Here is a 22,867-nt window from a genome sequence, read left to right as displayed (position 1 = left end):
CTTATTCGATATGATATGAAAATGTAATTAAATTATAATTTTTACCAATTTTGCTAAGCATACCCGTACTAAGCTACTTAGCCATATTATACCTGATACAAGAAATAGAACACAAGTTAAATCGTGCGAAAGAAAAAGTAAAAGAAAGGAACAGCACTAAAAGTATATGGCTTATTTCCGCTGCTTTTATACTCCATGTTATTTGGAAAAAACTACCCTAAATACTTTAAATTACTTTCATTTGATGGATTTCCTAGATTTTTTTCTTGAATCGCACAAAAACACTTATAAAATGAAGCTTTTTTATAGATTACGTCATATTTGAGGCAATTCCTATAAAAACATAACCGAAAGTATTTTCTGTACCAGCAACTACTTTTCAACAAAATTAAAGATGTAAGATCCTTTTCTTATAAACATTGCATTACATGACAAAAAGCTATGAATTACAAAATCCCGCTAAAAATTTAATAAGGTTAAATTTTTAGCGGGATTTGACAGTCACTATCGAGAACAAGAGGTTGAAACAAAATTAACGAAAGGACCATATCATACTTTAGCCAGTAGAGAACGCGTAGCGTAATATACTCGTTTTCAACATAAAATGTTTTCTATATAGGGTCATATACAGACGAGAAAGGCGAGCCTAAAATCATTTTACAAAAGATTCACATTAAAACAGATTCAAACATTTTCATATCAATAAAAAAATGACCTAGTTCCACACTAGGTCATTTTTATTAACGAGGAATAGATTGCATTACAGATTGTAACGTTACTCTTTCTTCTTCTGTTAATGGAAGAAGTGGTAAACGTACAGAACCTACATCTAATCCAACCATTTGTAACGCTGTTTTTACTGGAGTTGGACTTGGCGCCATAAATAACGAATCAGTTACTCTTACAAGTAATTGATGTAATTTTTGCGCCTTCTTAAACTCTCCTGCTTGAAATGCTGTAATCATTTCTTGCATTTCGTTTCCGATGACATGAGATGCTACCGAAACGATACCTTTCGCTCCAACTGCCATAGCCGGTAACGTTAAACCGTCATCACCGCTGTATACCGCAAAGTCGTCCGCTGTTTTTTCAATGATTTCTGTCATTGTTAACACATCGCCGCCGGCATCTTTAATAGCAACAATGTTTTCTATTTCTGATAAACGAACAACTGTATCAACGGAGATTTGTACAATAGATCGTCCTGGAACGTTATATAGCATAACCGGAAGCGGCGTGCTTTCAGCAATTGCCTTAAAATGCTGATACATTCCTTCTTGACTCGGCTTGTTATAATACGGTGCTACTAGCATTACTGCATCCACACCAACTTCTGTTGCCTTTTTAGTCAAGTCAATAGAAGCATGCGTATTATTGCTACCTGTTCCAGCGATTACGGGCACTCTTTTATCGACAACAGATACGACATGGCGATATAACGCTACTTTCTCTTCTGAAGTTAATGTAGGAGATTCGCCTGTCGTTCCTCCTACCACGATTGCTGTTGTACCGTTATCAATTAAATAATTTACCAATTTCGTTGTCTTCGCAAAATCGATATTACCGTTTATATCAAACGGTGTTACCATCGCAGTTGCAATTGTCCCAAAATCTATCATGGTCTCACTCCTTATTGTTCCAGTTGCTTTTCTTTTGAAAGCTCAAACGCACTATGTAATGCATTTACAGCCTCCACTAAATCAGTTTCTTTTACAAGAACCCAAATTGTTGTATGACTATCTGCCGATTGCAGAATTTGAATACCTTTTTCTGCTAAAGCTGTAACGATTTTCGCAGTAACCCCTGGGTATCCTGCCATTCCAGCTCCAACGATAGATACTTTCGCACAATGCTCTGTCACAATTGGCTCATATCCAAGGTTCTTTAATAATTTAACTGCATGACTTGATACATTATCACTCACCGTATATGCTACGCCAGTAGGTGAAATGTTAATTAAATCGACACTGATTCCTTCGTTCGCCATTTCTTTAAACACATGTTGCTGCAAATCATATGCCGTTTCTTTTGCAAGCACTTTAATTTGCGTTACGTTTGATACGTGGGCAATACCTGTAACAGGACGTTCTTCTACATCACGACCTCTTGTAGCACCGTCATATGCTGAAATAAGCGTACCTTCACTCTCAGAATACGTAGAACGTACACGAAGCGGTACTTTTGCATGCATCGCAATTTCAACTGCACGTGGATGAACGACTTTCGCACCTTGATAAGCCATGTTACAAATTTCGTTATACGTTACAGTTTGAAGATGACGTGCATCTTTTACAATACGAGGATCCGCAGTCATAACACCTTCTACATCAGTGAATATATCGATGTATTCAGCATGAAGCGCAACACCTAATGCTGAAGCTGAAGTATCGCTACCTCCGCGTCCAAGTGTTGTCGTATCACCTTTTTTCGTTTGCCCTTGGAATCCTGTAACGACGATTACATCTACATTTTCTAACTCTTCATGTATACGATCGCAATTCATTTCAATAATCTTTGCATTCGTAAAGTCATCATTCGTTACAAAACCAGCTTGTGCACCATTTAATGCTGCTGCTTTTATACCGTTCTCATTCAACATATTAGAGAAAACAATTGCAGAGATTAACTCTCCGCACGATAATAATAAATCTTGCTCACGTTTAGAAATAGTAGATTCCTCTTGATTTACAAGACTTAATAACGTATCCGTTGCATATGGTTCACCTTTACGACCCATAGCAGATACGACAGTAACTACTTTATAACCAGCAGCTAATGATTTTTTTATATGATGAAGCGCATGCTTACGTCCATTGTCATCACGTACTGATGTGCCACCAAATTTTTGAACAATTATTTTCATATTTTGCACCTTCTCTTAGCCGTTTACACTAATTGTAATTTTACTAAGCGCTCTGCAATTTGAACAGAATTCCATGCAGCGCCTTTTAATAAGTTATCAGATACGACCCAAAGATGGAATCCTTTATCGTTATTTAAATCTTTACGGATTCTTCCAACGAATACTTCGTTTTTACCTACTGCAGTAGCTGGCATTGGATATAACTGCTCTTCTGGATTATCTTGCAGAACAATACCTTCCGCATTTGCAAGTAAGCTCTTTAATTCTGCTACTGTTACGCCTTCTTTTTCTACTTCGATGTAAACAGACTCAGAGTGTCCTGATACAACTGGTAAACGTACACATGTTGCCGCTACTTCTAATTCAGGCATATGCATAATTTTTTTCGTTTCGTTAATCATTTTCATTTCTTCAAATGTAAATCCATTATCTTGGAACTTATCAATCTGTGGAATCGCATTAAAAGCAATTGGGAAATGCTTCTTATCACCTGATACAGGAAGAACATTTGCCTTAACTTCTTCGCCATTTAAGATTGCTTGTGATTGTTCATGAAGTTCTTCAATAGCTGCCGCACCAGCACCTGATACAGCTTGATATGTGGAAACGATTACTCGTTTTAAACCATATTGCTGACGAACTGGCTCAAGAGCTACTACCATTTGAATTGTAGAACAGTTTGGATTTGCAATAATGCCATTATGTTCTTTTAAGTCATTTTCATTTACTTCAGGTACAACAAGTGGCACGTTTTCTGTCATACGGAATGCACTTGTATTATCAACAACAATCGCACCGCGTTTTGCTGCTTCTGGCGCTAATTGTTTCGATACAGATCCACCAGCACTAAATAGTGCGATATCTACTCCTTCAAAGCTTTCAGGAGTTGCCTCTTGAACTGTAAATTCTTCGCCTTTAAATACAAGTTTCTTACCTGCAGATCGTTTAGATGAAAGTAACGTTAACTTCCCAATCGGAAATTCTCGTTTCTCTAAAGTATTTAACATTTGTTCACCAACTGCGCCGGTTGCTCCAACTACAGCGACATGAAAAGTTTTTTGCTTTTCCATCACTATGCCCCTTTCTAGATACCAATCCTTCTATAACTTAGAATCAGAAGGAGTATACAATACCCCTTCTAATCTTAATAACGTTAATTTTATCATATTCTACAGTAAGAATGATGGTTTCATCAAAAATTGTCCGTTTTTTTTCGTTTTTTAATTCATATATCTGAATTTTTCTACGACCACCGGTTGCAATTGCTTTCCTTGCAGTGCTTCTAATACTGTGTCTTCCAGCAGCTCCATGCGAGCTACCATTGAGTTGGGTTTTTTCTCTGGTGCATCTTGACCGAATGGAACGAAGTAGATGTTTTTTGTTGCCATTAGGCGCATGAGATTTACCCCATTTAATCCTAATGCATCATTCGTCGAAACCGCCAATACGACAGGCTTGCCATTTCTTAACGTCGCTTTTGCTGCCATTAGTACTGGAGAGTCTGTCATTGCATTTGCAAATTTACTCATAGAATTTCCTGTTAAAGGAGCGATTACCATGCAGTCTAATGGAATTTTAGGTCCAAGTGGCTCTGCTCCAACAATTGAATTAATTGCTTTAAAACCTGTTATTTCTTCAATTTTCTTAATCCACTCTGCTCCTTCTCCAAATCTAGTATTTGTTGATTGAACAGTGTATGAAACAACGGGACGTACTTCTGCCCCTTCAGCAATTAATTTTTCTAAGTGCGGCATAACTTCCTCATACGTACAATGTGAACCCGTAAATCCGAAACCAATTCGTTTCCCCTTCAAACTCATTTCTTTTCCTCCTCCTTTGCAATTGCATCTGCTGCTAATAACTGAGAAAGAACATTTGCTAAAATTTGCCCAGCCGTTTTGGGAGCAACAATACCTGGTAATCCAGGTGCTAGCAACGCTTTGACTCCTCTTTTTTCCGCATATCTAAAGTCAGTACCGCCTGGTTTAGAAGCTAAATCAATCACTAACGTATGAGCTGGCATTTTTGCAATAACATTCGCTGTTACAACGAGGTGCGGAATTGTATTGATTACAATATCGATATTTCCTACTTCTTTCTCTATGTCTTGCATATGAAAAGGAGAAAACATCATTTCTGTAATACGTGCAATATGTTCAGATCGTCTTGCTCCAACTTTGACATGGGCTCCTAATGATTGAAATGCTCTCGCAACACTCATTCCTGTTCTACCAAATCCTAGAACCATTACATTGGACCCATGAATTGTATAGTCGGTATGTTGAATTACCATCATTAATGTACCTTCTACAGTTGGAATAGAATTGTATATTGCCACATCATCACGATCAAATAATTTAACAAGTTTTCGGTTCGTAGTAGATACGAGATTTTCCAAGTAAGGTGTACCAATACCCGAATATATAGTAAAGTGTTCTGGTGTATTTTCAATTTGTTCTTTCGTTATTGAAACTTTTTCATTTGAAAAAATAGTATCTACTTCTCCTTTGGCATTTGTACCTGCAACCGGCAAAATAATTGCGTCTACAGAAGTGAAATCTAAATTTTGTATACTTTCTTTTGCTGCCCCTGTGAAACCATGATCTAACTGATCAAACCCTATCAAAGAAAGTTTCGCATCCAATTCAACTAGCTTACGAATTACTTCTAGCTGCCTTGCATCTCCTCCTATGACAGCAATATGCATCTCAGTCAACATTCCCTAATTCACCTTCTTTTTCTGTCATTTATAAGAAAAGTGCCTACTTTTTCTTTTTCCTCCACATCATATGTAATGTACGAGTTTATGGTGATTGAAAATCCAAATGCACATATGATTTATCAGGTTTCTATGTAGATACAAAAAAAGATGACCAAAATGGCCATCCTTCACTCCGAATTTGAACGATCTATACTATCACAAAGAAGCATATCATGTCCGACTTTCTTTATTTGACTCCATGCCACCCTTACTTCTTGTGGTTCCTTTTTAAAACCTCCCCACTTCCCTACAGGTATTATAAGTGTTTGTATTTGTCCGTCTTTCTCATTAATCTCTAAATCCATATAACCTAAGACTCCCATTTTTTCCGCTTTTTCTATATCTACAACCTCTTTACCACTTAATTCACTTAATCGCATACATACTCCACTCCCACTACTGAATTTTTCATTTGCATTGTCTATAATTAGTACCTATTCTATATGTATAAAAAAAATAACCTTCTCTCATTTAAAAAGAGAGAAGGTTATTATCAGATACATCATAAAAATCGATTATAGTTTTATTCCTTTTGGAAGTTTTCCATCTGGACTAATAAGTGCCGCAGAGAATTCATCAGTAAACATGTTGCGAATTAATCCGTCCACATTTTCTTTTGTTACAGTGTTTACACTTTCAATAATCTCATCAAGTGAACGATGTTTACGAAGAAGCAATTCATTTTTACCGTTACGGCTCATACGGCTATTTGTACTTTCTAAACTTAACATTAAGTTTCCTTTTAATTGCTCTTTACTATTCATAAGCTCTTTTTCTGTAATACCTGTATTTTTCAATGTCTCTAATGTTTCTTGCATTGTTTCATACAGTGTATCTAATTGTTGGCTACCTGTTCCACCGTAAAGTGTTAACATACCTGTATCTTCATAAGAAGAGTGGTAAGAAAATACCGAGTAAGCTAATCCACGTTGCTCACGTACTTCTTGGAATAAACGGCTACTCATGCTACCGCCTAAAACATTATTTAATACAATTAAGTTATAAATATCTTCGTGTCCCATTTGTAAACCTTTATATCCTAGACATAAATGAGCTTGTTCCGTTTCCTTTTTACGGGCTACCTTATTAAAATGGAAAATTGGGCTATGTACTTGTTCACGGTTTGTTGTTCCTTCATAACTACCGAAATATTGCTCCACTGTTTGTAAAAATGCTTCATCAATATTTCCTGCAACTGATACAACTACATTTTCAGGTGTGTAATGATCTTTTATATATTGACGTAACGTATCACCTGTAAACGTATTAAGCGTTTCTTCTGTTCCTAAAATAGGATATCCAAGTGGATGCGTTTCATATGTTGCTTTCGTTAACATATCATGCACAATATCATCTGGCGCATCTTCGTACATTTTAATTTCTTCACATACGACATTCTTCTCTTTTTTCAGTTCTTCCTCATCAAATGTTGAATTAAAGAACATATCTGCTAAAACATCTAAAGCATATTTAGCATGCTCATCTAATACTTTTGCATAGTAACAAGTATATTCTTTTGAAGTAAATGCATTCACTTGACCACCAATGCTATCAAATGATTCTGCAATCTCTCGTGCACTACGTGTCTCTGTCCCTTTAAAGAACATATGCTCTAAAAAGTGAGAAATCCCATTATTTTTTTCATTTTCATTTCTTGATCCCGCATGGATCCAAATACCAATTGCAACCGATCTTACAGTTGGTATATTCTCCATAACTATTCTTACACCATTTTTACAAGTATATTTTTTAATCAAAAACTTTCCTCCTACTGCCAGTTTCTCTAAATAAAACGCTATTATTTAATGATAACAAGTTTAAGGATGAATGTCATGCAAATGTATTTAATCCACACGTTTTTCATCCAGTAATTCAGTTATATTCCCCACTTTATATCCTTGTTCCTTCAATTTTGTAATCATTATATCTAAAGCCTCTGCTGTAGACGAAGTAGGATGCATTAATATGATAGCACCTGGATGTATTTTTCTCATTACTCTCTGCAATAGTACATCTGGCTCAGGTCGCTGCCAATCAATCGTATCTACAGTCCACATAATCGTTCCCATTTGAAAATCATCTGCAATCTTTACGACTTCATCTCGAAAGCTTCCACTCGGCGGGGCAAACCATCTTACTTTTTGATTCGTTGCTACTTCTATCATTCGATTTGTTTTTTGTAACTGATCTCGTATTTCATCTGAGGATAACGTTTTCATATTAGGGTGTGTGTATGAGTGATTTCCAACTTCTTGTTTTGCATCGACAATCATTTTTGCAAACCGCAAATTTTCTTTCACCCAACGTCCTTCTAAAAAGAAAGTGGCCTTCACATCATGCTTTTTCAAGATTTCTAATATGCGAGGCAAATACTCATTTCCCCATGCCACATTTATTGTTAATCCTACCATCTTTTTATTTGGATGCCCTCTATAAATTGGAGCTGGTGATAAATCTTCCAAATGAACACTCGGTGAGACTTCTTTGAATTCAAGATATTTTTGATCAAATTCCTTTAGCTTCTTCATATTATTATACGATGCTTCAATATCCACTTGTCTTCCATTATATCCAGGTGTTGCCTTCCATATTTTATCAATCATCGCATTTTGAGGTGCAATCTCATACTGTTTTGCATGCTTTTGAATTTCTTCATGCAAGTTATCTTGTGCAAAAACAGAATAAGAGCCTAAACTGACATATAAAGAAAATATACATATGTATGCCAATATACGAACTTTCATATAAACCCTCCCAAATTAACTATATAAAAACATTTTCTTCTTATCTTTGTTAATTTGAGCGTTATAATGAAAACTATACCTATACCGACATAAAAATATATGAACATCATGTTTTTTACATAACAAAAAAAGCCAGTTTAACTGGCTTTTACTTATTGCTGCTCTTGTTTGTCTTCTTCTTTAGCAGCTTCTTTTTCTTGCTCTTCTTTTAGCAATACTTTTCTAGATAGATTTACGCGACCTTGCTTGTCAATCTCGATAACTTTAACTGTAATTACATCACCGATTTTCACAACGTCTTCTACTTTACCTACACGCTCAAGTGCAAGTTCAGAAATATGAACTAATCCATCTTTACCGCTGAATAATTCAACGAAAGCACCGAATTTCTCAACACGTTTCACTTTTCCTTCGTAGATCTCACCTACTTGTACTTCGCGAACGATATCTTCGATAATCTTCTTAGCTTTGTCGTTCATTTCTTGATTTATTGATGAAATGAATACTGTACCATCTTGCTCGATGTCAATTTTAACACCAGTTTCTTCAATAATCTTATTGATTTGTTTACCGCTTGGTCCAATAACGTCACGGATTTTATCTGGGTTAATTGTCATTGTAATAATCTTTGGAGCGTAAGCTGATAATTCAGTACGTGGCTCTGCAATAACAGATAACATATGATTTAGAATGTGCACACGACCAATTTTCGCTTGTTGTAATGCCTCTTCTAAAATCTCACGTGATAAACCATCGATTTTAATGTCCATTTGCAGTGCAGTTACACCTTGTGCTGTACCTGCTACTTTAAAGTCCATATCACCTAAATGATCTTCCATACCTTGAATATCAGATAAAATTGTGTAATGCTCACCAGATTTAACCAGACCCATTGCAATACCTGCAACTGGAGCTTTAAGTGGAACACCCGCATCCATCATTGCTAAAGTACTACCACAAATACTTGCTTGTGAAGTAGAACCATTTGATTCTAATACTTCAGATACAAGGCGTACTGTGTATGGGAAATCTTTTTCAGATGGAATTACAGGCTCAAGTGCGCGCTCTCCTAGTGCCCCGTGACCAATTTCACGACGACCTGGTCCACGCATCGGTCTTGTTTCACCAACACTAAATGATGGGAAATTGTAATGGTGCATAAAGCGTTTTGATTCTTCTACACCAAGACCATCTAAAATTTGCACATCGCCTAATGCACCTAATGTACAAATACTTAATGCTTGTGTTTGTCCACGTGTGAATAAACCAGAACCGTGTGTACGAGATAAAATACCAACCTCTGATGCTAAAGGACGGATTTCGTCACCTTTACGGCCATCTGGGCGAATTTTTTCAACTGTAATAAGACGACGTACTTCTTCTTTTACAATTTTATATAAAATCTCATTTACTTGTCCTAATGTATCAGCGTCAGCTTCTTCAGCTTCGTAATGCTCAATTACACGCTTTTTCACTTCGTTAATTGCATCTTCACGTGCATGTTTCTCATGTACTTGAATTGCAGAATGCATATCCTTCTCAGCCATTTCACGTACAGCTTGATTAAGATCAGCGTCAACTTCATAAAGTTTCACTTCTGATTTCTCTTTACCTACAGCTTGTACAATCTCTTCTTGGAATGCAATTAAACGTTTAATTTCGTCATGACCAAACATAATTGCTTCTAACATTGTTTCTTCAGGCACTTGATCTGCTCCTGCTTCAACCATGTTAATCGCATCTTTCGTACCAGCTACAACTAAGTGGATATCACTTTGTTCTTGCTGTTCTACTGTTGGATTAATAACGAATTCGCCATTAATACGACCAACTGTCGCACCAGCGATTGGACCTTCAAATGGAATATCTGAAATCGATAACGCTAATGAAGAACCAAGCATAGCTGCCATTTCAGAAGAACAATCTTGATCAACACTCATTACAATGCTGACAACTTGCACTTCGTTACGGAAACCATCTGCGAATAGCGGACGAATTGGACGGTCGATTAAACGACTTGCCAAAATTGCTTTTTCACTTGGACGACCTTCACGCTTAATAAAACCGCCAGGAATTTTTCCGACTGCATATAAACGCTCTTCATAGTTTACTGTAAGTGGGAAAAAATCTACATTTTTAGCTTCTTTTGATGCAGTTGCTGTAGATAGAACCGCTGTATCGCCATATCTTACTAATACTGCTCCGTTCGCTTGTTTGGCAAGCTGACCAGTTTCAACTGTTAGCTGGCGACCAGCTAAATCTATCGAGAAGACTTGCTTTTCTTGACTCATTTAAGTACCCCTCTCAATTTAAAGTATTCAATTCTTCTATGTAAATGGATAGTATATCACAATATTCTACCTCTAGTATTGCCTAAAATTAAGTAAGCTATAAAGCGTAGAAGATATATTTTTACCTAACAAAAAAGCGGGAATATTCCCGCTTCTTTGACTATCGACGTAAGCCAAGCTTTGTGATTAATTCACGGTAACGTGTGATATCGCTATTACGAAGGTAAGTTAGTAAGTTACGACGTTTACCAACCATCTTTAATAGACCACGACGTGAATGATGATCTTTCTTGTGAGTACGTAAGTGCTCGTTTAGAGTGTTAATTTGCTCCGTTAGGACAGCAATTTGAACCTCTGGAGAACCAGTATCAGTCTCATGAGTTCTAAATTGTGCAATGATTTCGTTTTTACGCTCTTGTGTTAAAGCCATCCTATTTCACCTCCTATTAATTAAACCCCCAATTACCTAGCAAGCGTCGGTGAGTCGCAATGCCAAGCAATGGTTGTCATAAAGTACATAACATAGAATACTACTTTTCATTTGAAAAAGCAAGTATATTCTTTTCGCTCGCAAAATATTCTTGTGCTGTTTTCTTATCTTTTGCGATTTGTTCAACTAACTCATCAATGCCATTGAATTTCTTCTCTTCTCTTATACGCATATGCCACTCTACTGTAACATTTTGGTCGTATATATCTTTGTTAAATTCAAATAAGTGCACTTCAATTGATAATTGACGCTCATCTTCTTTAAAAGTCGGTTTATATCCAATATTACATACACCATCGTACCATTCATCGTGAACTTTTAATCTCACTGCATAAACACCTACAGGTGGCAATAAATACTCATCACTTAAACCTACATTAGCTGTTGGAAAACCAATTTGGCGTCCACGTTTGTCGCCGTGTATAACTGTTCCCGCTACAGTATAGGCTCTACCTAAAATAGATGGAATTTGTTCCATTTCGCCATTTCGAATTAACTTTCGTAATGCTGTAGAACTTACTTTCTCTTCTTGAAATTCAACTTTTTCAATCACAGTCTGTGTAAACTCCCCTCTTGCATGAAATGGTAAAGTCTCCATCTTTCCTTTTCCTAAACGTCCATATGAATAATCAAACCCTGCTACTACATGCTTTACATTTAAACCAATAATATAATCATCTACAAATTGTTGCGGTAATAACCCTGCAAATGATTCATCAAATTTAATCACATATAATATATCGATTCCTAAGCTTTCGACTATTTTTTCTTTATCACGCATTGGTGTAATATACTCCACATGCGCATCCTTTTTCCCTAAAACAACAGATGGGTGGGGATGAAATGTCATAACTGCACTTTTATATCCTCTGTCGTCCGCTATTTTTTTCGCAGTTCGAATTACACATTGATGTCCTAAATGAATGCCATCAAAAAATCCTAATGCCATTACAGTAGGTGGTAATTCTAATTTATTTTGTTCATGTGGATGAGTTAAATGAATAAGTTTCACGCTTGAATTCACCTTTTTCTGTAATAATCCTTCCAATAATTCATTATAGCTTTAGTTCTTGATTATTCACAAGTACTTTCATCGGCTTTAACATGCCAGGATGTTTCGGATGATGTTCATAAATTGCTAAGCAACGATCATTTTTATCAAACACTGTAATAAATGGTGCCGTTATTTCTAATTCATTCTTTAAGAACATACCATTCTTAATTTTCTCTGCTTGCTTTTCATCTACAACCATTTTTGGAAACTTACTTAATGCTTCATCAATTGAAATGAAGATAGACTCTACTGTTCCATTTTGCACGTTTTCTTCAATTTCTTCAAATGATATGCAATCTTCTAATAAAAATTCACCAGATGCCGTTCTTACAAGGTGAGACATATGTGATGGGAAACCAAGTTTCTCCCCAATCATTACCGCTAACGTTCTTACATATGTTCCTTTACTACACGTTACACGGAAACGGAATGAAATATTTTCTCCTTCAAAAACTTCACGATCATCAAGTAATACGAACTCATGAATCGTAATTGTACGAACTGGACGTTCCACCTCTTGTCCTGCTCTTGCATATTCGTATAATTTTTTCCCGTTTACTTTTACAGCCGAGAACATTGGTGGCTTTTGTTCAATCGTGCCTGTTAATTCAGCAAGAACTTTTTCTATTTCCTTACGAGTAATAGCACGATCTATATTTTTCGTTTCAACAACCTCACCAGAAGCATCTTCAGTTGTCGTTGAAAATCCTAATGTTACTTCACCTTCATATGTTTTCGTTTCACTTGTTAAAAATTGTGCAATTTTTGTTGCTCTTCCGACGCAAATTGGTAATACTCCTGTTACATCTGGGTCTAATGTTCCCGTATGACCAATTCTCTTTTCTCTCAATACCTTTCTTAATTTAAATACACAATCATGTGATGTCATGCCTTTTGGCTTATGTAATAATACTACACCTTCCATATATGTTCACCTCATCATAATTCTTTCGTAGTAAATATCCAAAACTTATTTTGCATTGAAAAAATGGATAGACAAATGTCTATCCATTATTCTTCACGTTTACCGTCTTTATTAATTTCATGTAAAAGTGTATCAATTCGATGACCATATCCGATAGACTCATCAAACTCAAAGGTAATTTCCGGTGTTTTACGAAGACGAATACGTTGGCCAATTTCTGAACGAATAAAGCCTTTTGCCTTCGCTAAACCTTTTAACGTATTTTCTTTCTGTTCTTCGTCACCTAAAACAGAAATATATACTTTGGCAATTTGTAAATCACCACTCACTTGTACATCTGTTACTGTAACAAATCCGATACGTGGGTCTTTAATTTTACGACTAATGATGTCGCCTAATTCTTTTTTCATTTGCTCGCCTACACGGTTTGCACGTAATTTCATAACTCTTCACCTCATTCAATACCATTCCAATTGTGTTATCGTACGTTCAATTTCAGGAAATGAATCGATGTACTCCAGTACACGATTCATTTCTTTTTCACAGATAACACGATTTGAGGATACGGAAACAATCGCAATTTCTGTACGTTGCCATACATCTTGATGCCCAACTTCAGAAACAGCTACATTATAGCGCTGTTTCACACGAGTTAGCACTCGTTGCAAAATTGCCCGTTTCTCTTTTAAAGAATGTACATCGTAAATCATACACTCGAATGAGAGTGAAGCGACAATCATCGCTTCACTTCTTCCATAACGTATGCTTCAATGATGTCCCCTTCTTTAAGGTCATTATATCTCTCAATTGTAATACCACACTCATAGTTTTGTGCAACTTCTTTTACGTCGTCTTTGAAACGTTTTAACGTATCAAGTTGTCCTTCGAAAATTACTATACCATCGCGGATAATACGAACGCCACTATCGCGTGTAATTTTACCGTCAATTACGTAACAACCTGCAATTGTTCCAACTTTTGTTACCTTGAATGTTTGACGAACTTCCGCTTGACCGATTACTTTTTCTTCGAATTCTGGATCAAGCATACCTTGCATTGCTAATTCAATTTCTTCGATTACTTTGTAGATAATGCGGTGTAAGCGAACATCAACGTTCTCTAATTCAGCTGTACGCTTCGCGTTCACATCCGGACGTACGTTAAATCCAATTACAATTGCATTAGATGCAGAAGCTAAAATAATATCAGATTCTGTAATCGCACCTACACCAGTGTGAATGATTTTAACTTTTACGCCTTCAACATCAATTTTACGAAGTGATGCTGCCATCGCTTCAACAGAACCTTGTACGTCTGCTTTTACGATTAAGTTGATTTCTTTTACATCGCTCTCTTGGATTTGTTGGAATAAATCTTCAAGGCTTAATTTAGATTTCTCACCACGTTGTGCAACTAACGCTTCTTGTGCACGTGATTCACCGATTTGACGAGCTTTCTTCTCATCAGCGAATGCCATGAAACGATCTCCAGCCTGTGGTACTTCATTTAAACCTGTAATTTCAACAGGAGTTGATGGACCAGCAACTTTTACACGACGACCAATATCACTTACCATTGCACGAACACGTCCGAATGAAGTTCCAACAACAATTGGATCTCCAACTCGAAGCGTACCGTTTTGAACTAATAATGTCGCGATAGTTCCTTTACCTTTATCAAGCTGTGCTTCAATTACAGTACCCGTTGCATAACGATTTGGGTTTGCTTTATATTCTTCTACTTCACTTACAAGAAGAATCATCTCTAGCAAGTTGTCAATGCCTTCGCCTTGAATTGCAGAAATTGGTACGAAAATTGTGTCTCCGCCCCAAGCTTCTGGAACTAATTCATATTCTGTTAATTCTTGCATTACACGATCAGGATTCGCCGCTGGTTTATCCATTTTATTCACAGCAACAATAATTGGTACTCCAGCTGCTTTTGCATGGCTAATCGCTTCAACTGTTTGTGGCATAACACCGTCATCAGCTGCAACAACAAGGATTGTAATATCAGTTACTTGCGCACCACGAGCACGCATTGTTGTAAATGCCGCGTGACCAGGCGTATCTAAGAATGTAATTTTCTTATCATTTACTTCAACTTGGTATGCACCAATATGCTGAGTAATTCCACCAGCTTCGCCAGCAGTTACTTTTGAATTACGAATAGAGTCAAGTAATGTTGTTTTACCATGGTCAACGTGTCCCATAATCGTAACAACAGCTGGACGCTCTTTTAAGTTTTCTTCATCATCTTGCTCATCCATGAATGTTTCAAACTCAGTTTCACTTACCACTATTTCTTCTTCTACTTCAATACCGTAATCAGTAGCGATTAACTCAATTGTATCTTTATCTAAATCTTGGTTAATTGTCGCCATAATTCCTAGCATGAAGAGCTTTTTAATAATTTCAGATGGCTCTTTGCTTAACTTTTTAGCAAGTTCACCTACTGTAAGGCTTCCAGAGAAAGTAATTTTATCTGGTGTTTCTACTATTTGTGTTTGTTGTCTTCCAGCAAAGTTATCTTGACGTTTGTCTTCATTTCCTTTGCCTTTTTTCTTTTTCTTATTGCTGTTCTTTTTACTGCGAACAACTTTCTCTTCTACTTCAAACTCATCTGCAACAGAAGGTTTTTCCGCTCCAGTGTTATATTCATTATCTAATTTATTTACTACTTCGTCTTCTAACATTGTCATATGATTCGAAACCTCGATATTCATCTCTTTAAGTTTTGTCATAAGATCTTTACTTGAGATATTATTTTTTTTTGCATATTCATGTACTCGAATTTTACTCATACCTTCACCCCCGGTAATTTGTATCGAGCATGCTACGTAGCTTTTTCGCAAAGCCTTCATCTAACACAGCTACAACGACTCGCTCGTCTCTCCCAATCGCATGCCCTAATTGTTGTCGATTTTCGACTTTTTTCATTGGTACGTTGTAGTACGTCGTTTTATCAGTGATACGTTTAGTAGTGTTCGCTGACGCATCTTCAGAAAGCAATACGAGCTTTGCTTTACCACTTCGTACTTCTTTTAAAACGAGTTCTTCACCCGAAATGATTTTTCGAGCGCGATTTGCTAGTCCTAAAAACGATTTCCAATCGGACACTTATTTCGACTCCTTCTCAACAAGCTCAAGAAGCTCTTCGTACAGAGAACTGTCGATTTTCGCTTTTAGATGATGTTCCAAAATGTTTTTCTTTTGGGCTTGTATAATGCATTCTTTATCTTTTGACAAATATGCACCTCGTCCTGATTTTTTTCCAGATAAATCAATAGACACTTCGCCCTCTTTGGAACGAACAATGCGAACCAGCTCTCGTTTTGATTTCATCTCTTGCGTCGCAATACATTTTCGTAACGGAACTTTTCGATTGCTCATACTCATCACCTCTATTCGATTTCGTCTTCAACTGAATCGAATCCGAATGCGATTACGCTATCTTCTTCTGTAACAATTCCAAGTTGTTTCGCATCAGACTCACTTTTAATATCAATTTTCCAGCCTGTTAATTTAGCTGCAAGACGTGCATTTTGTCCACGCTTACCGATAGCTAACGATAGCTGGTGGTCTGGAACAACAACAGTTGTTGCTTTTTCATCTTCATCTACAAGTACTTTAACAACTTGTGATGGGCTTAAAGCATTTGCAACATATTCAACTGGGTCATTTGACCAGCGAACGATGTCAATCTTTTCACCTTTTAGTTCATCTACAACACGTTGTACACGTTGTCCTTTCGGTCCTACGCAAGAACCAACTGGATCAACATCAATGTTTTCTGCATGCACAGAGATTTTAGAGCGATCTCCTGCTTCGCGCGCTACAGAGCGAATTTCTACAGTTCCATCATAAATTTCTGGAACTTCCATTTCGAATAAACGTTTTAAAAGACCAGGATGTGTACGTGATACGTAAATTTGTGGTCCTTTTGTTGTCTTTTCTACTTTTGTAATAAATACGCGAATACGATCATGTGGCTTATATTGCTCATTTGGCATTTGCTCACTTACAGGTAATAAAGCTTCTACTTTGCCTAAGCTTACGTAGATGAAACGAGCATCTTGGCGTTGTACAATACCAACCATAATGTCTTCTTCACGATCACTAAATTCTGAGTAAATAACACCACGTTCTGCTTCACGAACTCGTTGTGTTACAACTTGTTTTGCAGTTTGCGCTGCAATACGACCAAAATCTTTTGGCGTTACTTCAATTTCTAGTACGTCGCCATCTTGGTAGTTTGGATTAATTTGTCTTGCCTCTTCTACAGAGATTTCAAGACGTGGATCAAACACATTATCAACAACGTCCTTACGTGCTAAAACTTGAATTGTTCCCACTTCTGGGTTAAAGCTCACACGAACGTTTTGTGCTTGGTTAAAATTGCGTTTATAAGCAGAGATTAATGCTGCTTCAATCGCATCAATAATAATATCTTTACTAATACCTTTTTCTGACTCTAATACGAGCAAAGCATCTAACAACTCAGTGCTCATGAAGATCCCCCTTCTTACTAAAACGTAACAGCAAGTCGCGCATTTGCAACTTTATCCATTGGAATTTGGATTTCTTTTTTACGTGTTTTAATTGTTAATAGTAGTGTAATTGTAGTACCGTCGTAGGAAAGTAACTTTCCTTCAAACATCTTTTCGCCATCAATTGGCTCATATGTTTTAATTGCCACTTGTTTTCCTACCGCTTGCTGGAAGTCTTTCTCTTTCTTTAATGGGCGTTCTGCTCCAGGAGATGATACATCCAAAAAGTAAAGGTGAGGAATTGGATCCTCTTTATCTAAAGCTTCGCTTAAACGTTCACTTACCGCACCGCATTCTTCAATGTCGACTCCCTTTTCAGAATCGATGAATACGCGTAAGAACCAGTCTTGTCCTTCTTTCACATACTCTACATCTACAAGTTCAAGATTTAACTCTTCAACGATTGGCTGCGCAAATGCTTCTACAACTTCTGTGACTTTCTTATCCATAAACAGCCTCCTTCCTGCCGCCATGTACCATTTACAAGAAAAGATCCCGTTCACAAAGACGGTCTATCTTATTCTTTCTCGTTAGCTAACAAAAGCCCCTGCCGTTAAGCAGGGAATATCTGTCTTAGTATTACCAAATTTAAGAAGTAAAACTTGTAACAAAATATGTATATACGACAGAAATGTCTTTACTATCTACATGAATAAAATGTAGATAGTAACACGAAAGAGTGGGTTTCCCCACTCTCTTTTTCACAAAATATACATGACATGGTTATCTCGGTTTATAGTATACCATAGCAAATATTGATTTGCAAAGACTTTTCCTACCTATTAGAACAGTGATAATTGGTTTTGATCTGGCAAATCTCCTAAACAACCTTGGCTATCTAAATACTCAATAATTGTTTTCGAAACCTTACTTCGCTGCTGTAAGTCTTCTTTTGATAAGAAGTCTCCATTTTTGCGCGCTTCTACAATACTTAAGGCTGCGTTCGTACCAAGACCAGGCACTGCATTAAATGGAGGAATTAAAGTATCCCCATCAATAATAAACTCAGTTGCATGCGAGCGGTATAAATCGACCTTTTGGAATGAATATCCACGCTCACACATTTCCAGTGTCATTTCTAGTACTGTTAATAAACTCTTCTCTTTCGGCGCTGCATCCAATCCTTTTTGAGCAATTTCATCAATTTTTACACGTATGGATGCTGAACCTTTCGCCATCGCCTCTACATCAAAATCATCTGCACGGACTGTAAAATATGCCGCATAGAATAAAAGTGCAAAATGTACTTTAAAGTATGCGATACGCACAGCCATAAGTACGTAAGCAGCCGCATGGGCTTTAGGGAACATGTATTTAATCTTCTTACATGAATCAATATACCAACCTGGCACATTATTACCTTTCATGTCATCTTCCCATTCTTCTGGTACACCTTTACCTTTACGAACCGACTCCATGATTTTGAAGGCTAATGATGGATCTAAACCTTGATAGATTAAATATACCATGATGTCATCACGACAACCGATAACTTCACTCAGCGTACATGTACCGTTATAAATTAACTCATTTGCATTACCAAGCCATACGTCAGTACCATGTGACAGCCCAGAAATTTGGACCAATTCTGAAAATGTCGTTGGTTTTGTCTCTTCTAACATCTGTCTTACGAACTTCGTACCGAATTCCGGGATACCAAGTGTACCTGTTTTACAGTTAATTTGTTCTTCCGTTACCCCTAACGTTTCTGGACCAGAGAAAATTTTCATTACTTCTGGATCATCCGTTGGGATTGTTTTCGGATCAATACCACTTAGATCTTGTAACATACGAATAACGGTCGGATCATCGTGTCCTAGTATATCAAGTTTCAATAAATTATCATGAATCGAGTGGAAGTCAAAATGCGTTGTTCTCCACTCAGCACCAATTGAATCAGCAGGAAACTGTATTGGTGAGAAATCAAAGATATCCATGTAATCTGGCACAACGATAATACCACCTGGATGCTGTCCAGTTGTACGTTTTACCCCTGTACATCCCGCTACTAAGCGATCAATCTCTGCATTTCGAATTGTTAAATTGTGATCATTTGCATAACCTTTTACATATCCATAAGCGGTTTTTTCCGCAACTGTACCAATCGTTCCAGCACGGTATACATAGTCTTCACCGAACAGTACTTTCGTATAGTTATGGGCACGTGGTTGGTATTCCCCGGAGAAGTTCAAATCGATATCGGGTACCTTATCTCCTTTAAATCCAAGGAACGTTTCGAATGGAATATCATGTCCATCTTTCACATATGCCACATTACATGTCGGACAATCTTTATCTGGTAAGTCGAAACCAGAGCCTACGGAACCATCATTAAAGAATTCAGATTGCTTGCACTTTGGACAGACATAGTGTGGTGGTAATGGGTTTACTTCTGTAATTTCCATCATCGTTGCAACGAACGATGAACCTACCGAACCACGCGAACCTACTAGATATCCGTCGACTAACGATTTTTTCACAAGCTTATGTGAGATTAAATAGATAACGGCAAATCCATGTCCAATAATACTTTTCAATTCTTTTTCTAAACGAGCCTCTACAATTTCTGGTAGTTCTTCACCATATATACTGCGTGCCATTTTATAACTCATATCACGTGTTTCATCATCGGCACCCTCAATTTTCGGTGTATATAGATCATCTTTTACTGGACGAACATCACCAATTAATGACGCAACCTTTTGTGTATTCGTCACAACAACTTCTTTCGCTTTGTCTTCACCTAAAAATGAAAAACACTCTAGCATTTCATCAGTTGTACGGAAATGTACTGGCGGTAATGAATGTCGATTTAACGGATTGGCTCCGCCCTGCGAACTGACTAAAATTTTACGATACATTGCATCTTCTGGATCTAAGTAATGCACGTTCCCTGTAGCAACAACTGGTTTATCTAACGTCTCGCCTAGTTTTACTAAGTTAGAGATAATTGTTTTTAATTGTCCCTCATCTCGAACGAGTTCACGCTCTACTAAATGACGCAACACCTCTGGAGGCATTACTTCAATGTAATCATAAAACTGTGCAATTTCTTCTACCTCTTCAGGAGCTTTTTGCATCATTGCCTCAAACACTTCACCTTTATCACAAGCCGTTCCTACTAAAATTCCTTCACGATATTTTTTTAATAGTGACCTCGGTACTCGTGGTACACGGTAAAAGTAATTAAGGTGAGAATATGAAACAAGTTTATATAAATTTTTCAATCCAACATCTGATGTGGCAAGTAACGTCAGATGGCTTGGACGGCCACGCTTATACGCATCCCCTTGCCCCATACTATCATTTAATTGATCGTGATATTCAAATCCCTTTTCAATTACGTCTTTCAACATTTTCACAAGTAAATATCCCGTCGCTTCTGTATCATAAATCGCACGGTGATGTTGCGTTAATTCAATATCAAGTTTTTTACACATCGTATTTAATCGGTGATTTTTCATTTCTGGGAATAAGAATCGTGCAAGTTCTAACGTATCAATAACAGGGTTATTCGTTTTTTCTAACCCAGCCTTTTTAAAACCTACGTTAATAAATCCCATATCGAAGCTTGCGTTATGGGCAACAAGGGTATGGTCACCCATCCATTCCTCAAACTTTTTAAACACTTCGTCCACTTCTGGTGCATCAGTTAACATATCATCTGTAATACCTGTTAATTCAATAATCGTCGCTGATAATGGTTGATGTGGGTTTGCAAAAGATTCAAAACGATCAATGATTTCGCCACCCTTTACTTTTACGGCAGCCAACTCAATGACTGTATCGTATACAGCTGATAAACCTGTCGTCTCAACGTCGAAAACAACATACGTTTCCTCCGCAAGTAAACGATGCGCTTCGTTATACGCTATCGGTACACCATCATTAACTAAATTCGCTTCTACACCGTATATAACTTTAACTCCAGCCTTTTTCCCCGCAGAATATGCCTCCGGGAACGACTGAGCCACAGCATGGTCTGTAACCGCAATAGCTTCATGTCCCCATTTACCAGCTTGGGCAACAAGCCTAGAAACAGGAGTAACAGCATCCATTTGGCTCATGGGAGTGTGAAGATGAAGTTCTACACGCTTTTCGCCTTCTGGCGCTTTATCTTTACGAGACGGACCTGTTATTTCATTAATATCATTCGCAATCATTACTAAATCTCGAACAAATGTATCGTTTTGAACTGAACCACGGGCTTTCACCCACATTCCTTTTTTCAAGGATTGCAGCATTGGAATATCTTCTTTGTCACGCGAGAACATTTTGATCATAATAGAATCCGTATAATCCGTTATTTTTAAAGTTAATAACGTACGTCCACTACGAAGCTCTTTTGTCTCTACATGGAAGACATATCCTTGAACCGTTTTTCTTCTTTCTTCATCTTGAATTTCTCGCATCGGTGTAATCTCTTCATCTGGCTTAATAAGATACCCGAGTGTAATCGGTCCTTCATACACAACGCTACTTTCTTCAGCTTGCTTCTTCGCCATTTCTTCCATAGCTTGTATAACACGCTCGCGGTCTTCTTGCTGCGTTTGCTCACGAAACTTTTGCATTTCTTCTGCATTTTGCTGTATATGTGTGTCTAACTGGAAACGTGGAAATCCAAAAGCTTCGTATTGATCCCCTACTGGTTTCGCAACGTTTTTCTTTAAAGCAGTAGACTCCAGCTCATTATTCACATTTATTAGCAACTTCACTCCATTCACCTGCGGAAGCTGTTTCTTTAAGTAAGCAAACATAGGTGAAAATGTAATTCGTTCCGTACAAAGCGGCCAATACGCCCTCACTTCTTCTTCTGTAAATTGTTTATTCTCTGTTTCTAATGCAAATGTTGTTCTTGCAATATGAGAAAATGATTGCTTAAGCTTTGTTTCTAGCAATTCATATAATTCTGTAGGCAAAATACGTGGCACTTGTAAATCAAAATGCCAACTTTTATTCGCTTTATCAATAACGAGCCTTTCAATACCACCGCCTTGTAAATATTGATTTATAAGGTCGTCTGGTATTTGCAACTGCTGGAGCAAAATTTGAAATCGCTCTTGTTGTTCATTTGTTAAAGACATAAGCACTCTCCTTCCATTTGCTATTATAAATTGAAACGTACTACAAAGAAAGATTTCTCACTTCTTCTTTTACAAAATACGTTTACAAAGAAAGAGAAGGTACCCC

At 37.2% G+C, this 22,867-nt stretch carries 20 protein-coding genes; all 20 read right to left on the bottom strand.

The window, feature by feature from the left end:
- Positions 1–740: 740 nt before the first annotated feature.
- Positions 741–1,619 (bottom strand): 4-hydroxy-tetrahydrodipicolinate synthase, encoded by an 879-nt coding sequence (gene dapA / locus MR160_RS00835; RefSeq protein WP_000564763.1) that lies wholly within the window; start codon positions 1,617–1,619, stop codon positions 741–743.
- Between the two features lie 11 nt (positions 1,620–1,630).
- Positions 1,631–2,863 (bottom strand): aspartate kinase, encoded by a 1,233-nt coding sequence (dapG, locus tag MR160_RS00830; protein ID WP_000692456.1) that lies wholly within the window; start codon positions 2,861–2,863, stop codon positions 1,631–1,633.
- Between the two features lie 23 nt (positions 2,864–2,886).
- A complete protein-coding gene (gene asd, locus MR160_RS00825) occupies positions 2,887–3,933 on the bottom strand; it encodes an aspartate-semialdehyde dehydrogenase (RefSeq protein ID WP_000414846.1) in 1,047 nt (348 codons plus the stop codon).
- Positions 3,934–4,083: 150 nt separating this feature from the next.
- Positions 4,084–4,683: a dipicolinate synthase subunit B gene (dpaB, locus tag MR160_RS00820; protein ID WP_000053596.1), complete on the bottom strand. Its 600-nt coding sequence runs from the start codon at positions 4,681–4,683 to the stop codon at positions 4,084–4,086.
- A complete protein-coding gene (dpaA, locus tag MR160_RS00815) occupies positions 4,680–5,582 on the bottom strand; it encodes a dipicolinic acid synthetase subunit A (protein ID WP_000954735.1) in 903 nt (300 codons plus the stop codon). Before dpaA ends, dpaB begins: the two co-directional genes overlap by 4 nt.
- A 170-nt stretch (positions 5,583–5,752) precedes the next feature.
- Positions 5,753–6,004, bottom strand: coding sequence for a YlmC/YmxH family sporulation protein (locus MR160_RS00810; RefSeq protein WP_001239759.1), 252 nt, complete (start codon positions 6,002–6,004; stop codon positions 5,753–5,755).
- A 135-nt stretch (positions 6,005–6,139) separates the two neighbouring features.
- Positions 6,140–7,381, bottom strand: a complete 1,242-nt coding sequence (locus tag MR160_RS00805; protein WP_000593001.1) for a M16 family metallopeptidase — start codon at positions 7,379–7,381, stop codon at positions 6,140–6,142.
- Between the two features lie 87 nt (positions 7,382–7,468).
- Entirely contained in the window at positions 7,469–8,368 is a 900-nt protein-coding gene (locus tag MR160_RS00800) for a polysaccharide deacetylase family protein (RefSeq protein ID WP_000868223.1), read from the bottom strand.
- A gap of 152 nt (positions 8,369–8,520) precedes the next feature.
- Positions 8,521–10,659: a polyribonucleotide nucleotidyltransferase gene (gene pnp / locus MR160_RS00795; protein ID WP_000076744.1), complete on the bottom strand. Its 2,139-nt coding sequence runs from the start codon at positions 10,657–10,659 to the stop codon at positions 8,521–8,523.
- Positions 10,660–10,819: 160 nt separating this feature from the next.
- Positions 10,820–11,089: a 30S ribosomal protein S15 gene (rpsO, locus tag MR160_RS00790; protein WP_001229392.1), complete on the bottom strand. Its 270-nt coding sequence runs from the start codon at positions 11,087–11,089 to the stop codon at positions 10,820–10,822.
- A gap of 100 nt (positions 11,090–11,189) precedes the next feature.
- A complete protein-coding gene (ribF, locus tag MR160_RS00785; RefSeq protein ID WP_000766703.1) occupies positions 11,190–12,161 on the bottom strand; it encodes a bifunctional riboflavin kinase/FAD synthetase in 972 nt (323 codons plus the stop codon).
- Positions 12,162–12,204: 43 nt separating this feature from the next.
- Positions 12,205–13,128, bottom strand: a complete 924-nt coding sequence (truB, locus tag MR160_RS00780; protein ID WP_000399363.1) for a tRNA pseudouridine(55) synthase TruB — start codon at positions 13,126–13,128, stop codon at positions 12,205–12,207.
- 86 nt (positions 13,129–13,214) lie between these two features.
- Positions 13,215–13,571: a 30S ribosome-binding factor RbfA gene (rbfA, locus tag MR160_RS00775; protein WP_000776437.1), complete on the bottom strand. Its 357-nt coding sequence runs from the start codon at positions 13,569–13,571 to the stop codon at positions 13,215–13,217.
- 15 nt (positions 13,572–13,586) lie between these two features.
- Positions 13,587–13,868 (bottom strand): DUF503 domain-containing protein, encoded by a 282-nt coding sequence (locus MR160_RS00770; RefSeq protein ID WP_000634349.1) that lies wholly within the window; start codon positions 13,866–13,868, stop codon positions 13,587–13,589.
- Positions 13,865–15,931 (bottom strand): translation initiation factor IF-2, encoded by a 2,067-nt coding sequence (gene infB, locus MR160_RS00765; RefSeq protein WP_000036346.1) that lies wholly within the window; start codon positions 15,929–15,931, stop codon positions 13,865–13,867. The genes MR160_RS00770 and infB overlap by 4 nt, the downstream gene beginning before the upstream one ends.
- A 4-nt stretch (positions 15,932–15,935) precedes the next feature.
- Positions 15,936–16,247 (bottom strand): YlxQ family RNA-binding protein, encoded by a 312-nt coding sequence (locus tag MR160_RS00760; RefSeq protein WP_001286522.1) that lies wholly within the window; start codon positions 16,245–16,247, stop codon positions 15,936–15,938.
- The gene (rnpM, locus tag MR160_RS00755) at positions 16,248–16,520 is read right to left on the bottom strand and encodes an RNase P modulator RnpM (protein ID WP_000071123.1); all 273 of its coding nucleotides are present in this window, start codon (positions 16,518–16,520) and stop codon (positions 16,248–16,250) included. It abuts the gene before it with no gap.
- A gap of 11 nt (positions 16,521–16,531) precedes the next feature.
- The gene (gene nusA / locus MR160_RS00750; protein ID WP_000102598.1) at positions 16,532–17,638 is read right to left on the bottom strand and encodes a transcription termination factor NusA; all 1,107 of its coding nucleotides are present in this window, start codon (positions 17,636–17,638) and stop codon (positions 16,532–16,534) included.
- A gap of 17 nt (positions 17,639–17,655) precedes the next feature.
- Positions 17,656–18,126, bottom strand: coding sequence for a ribosome maturation factor RimP (gene rimP, locus MR160_RS00745; RefSeq protein ID WP_000359095.1), 471 nt, complete (start codon positions 18,124–18,126; stop codon positions 17,656–17,658).
- A 333-nt stretch (positions 18,127–18,459) separates the two neighbouring features.
- Positions 18,460–22,761 (bottom strand): PolC-type DNA polymerase III, encoded by a 4,302-nt coding sequence (locus tag MR160_RS00740; protein WP_000059996.1) that lies wholly within the window; start codon positions 22,759–22,761, stop codon positions 18,460–18,462.
- Positions 22,762–22,867: the final 106 nt, after the last annotated feature.

Source organism: Bacillus cereus group sp. BfR-BA-01382 (genome assembly GCF_022663475.1).
GTDB classification, from domain to species: Bacteria; Bacillota; Bacilli; order Bacillales; family Bacillaceae_G; genus Bacillus_A; species Bacillus_A thuringiensis_S.
Note: the sequence above shows the minus strand (reverse complement) of the source record. Positions and strands in the feature narration are given on the sequence as shown.

Excerpts from the sequence above, each read along its gene's own strand:
- rimP (WP_000359095.1), bottom strand. The coding sequence starts at position 18,126 with ATGGATAAGAAAGTCACAGAAGTTGTAGAAGCATTTGCGCAGCCAATC.
- MR160_RS00800 (WP_000868223.1), bottom strand. The coding sequence starts at position 8,368 with ATGAAAGTTCGTATATTGGCATACATATGTATATTTTCTTTATATGTC.
- pnp (WP_000076744.1), bottom strand. The coding sequence starts at position 10,659 with ATGAGTCAAGAAAAGCAAGTCTTCTCGATAGATTTAGCTGGTCGCCAG.
- dapG (WP_000692456.1), bottom strand. The coding sequence starts at position 2,863 with ATGAAAATAATTGTTCAAAAATTTGGTGGCACATCAGTACGTGATGAC.
- dapA (WP_000564763.1), bottom strand. The coding sequence starts at position 1,619 with ATGATAGATTTTGGGACAATTGCAACTGCGATGGTAACACCGTTTGAT.
- truB (WP_000399363.1), bottom strand. The coding sequence starts at position 13,128 with ATGGAAGGTGTAGTATTATTACATAAGCCAAAAGGCATGACATCACAT.
- asd (WP_000414846.1), bottom strand. The coding sequence starts at position 3,933 with ATGGAAAAGCAAAAAACTTTTCATGTCGCTGTAGTTGGAGCAACCGGC.
- MR160_RS00810 (WP_001239759.1), bottom strand. The coding sequence starts at position 6,004 with ATGCGATTAAGTGAATTAAGTGGTAAAGAGGTTGTAGATATAGAAAAA.
- dpaB (WP_000053596.1), bottom strand. The coding sequence starts at position 4,683 with ATGAGTTTGAAGGGGAAACGAATTGGTTTCGGATTTACGGGTTCACAT.
- rpsO (WP_001229392.1), bottom strand. The coding sequence starts at position 11,089 with ATGGCTTTAACACAAGAGCGTAAAAACGAAATCATTGCACAATTTAGA.
- nusA (WP_000102598.1), bottom strand. The coding sequence starts at position 17,638 with ATGAGCACTGAGTTGTTAGATGCTTTGCTCGTATTAGAGTCAGAAAAA.
- infB (WP_000036346.1), bottom strand. The coding sequence starts at position 15,931 with ATGAGTAAAATTCGAGTACATGAATATGCAAAAAAAAATAATATCTCA.
- rbfA (WP_000776437.1), bottom strand. The coding sequence starts at position 13,571 with ATGAAATTACGTGCAAACCGTGTAGGCGAGCAAATGAAAAAAGAATTA.
- rnpM (WP_000071123.1), bottom strand. The coding sequence starts at position 16,520 with ATGAGCAATCGAAAAGTTCCGTTACGAAAATGTATTGCGACGCAAGAG.
- MR160_RS00770 (WP_000634349.1), bottom strand. The coding sequence starts at position 13,868 with ATGATTGTCGCTTCACTCTCATTCGAGTGTATGATTTACGATGTACAT.
- MR160_RS00740 (WP_000059996.1), bottom strand. The coding sequence starts at position 22,761 with ATGTCTTTAACAAATGAACAACAAGAGCGATTTCAAATTTTGCTCCAG.
- dpaA (WP_000954735.1), bottom strand. The coding sequence starts at position 5,582 with ATGTTGACTGAGATGCATATTGCTGTCATAGGAGGAGATGCAAGGCAG.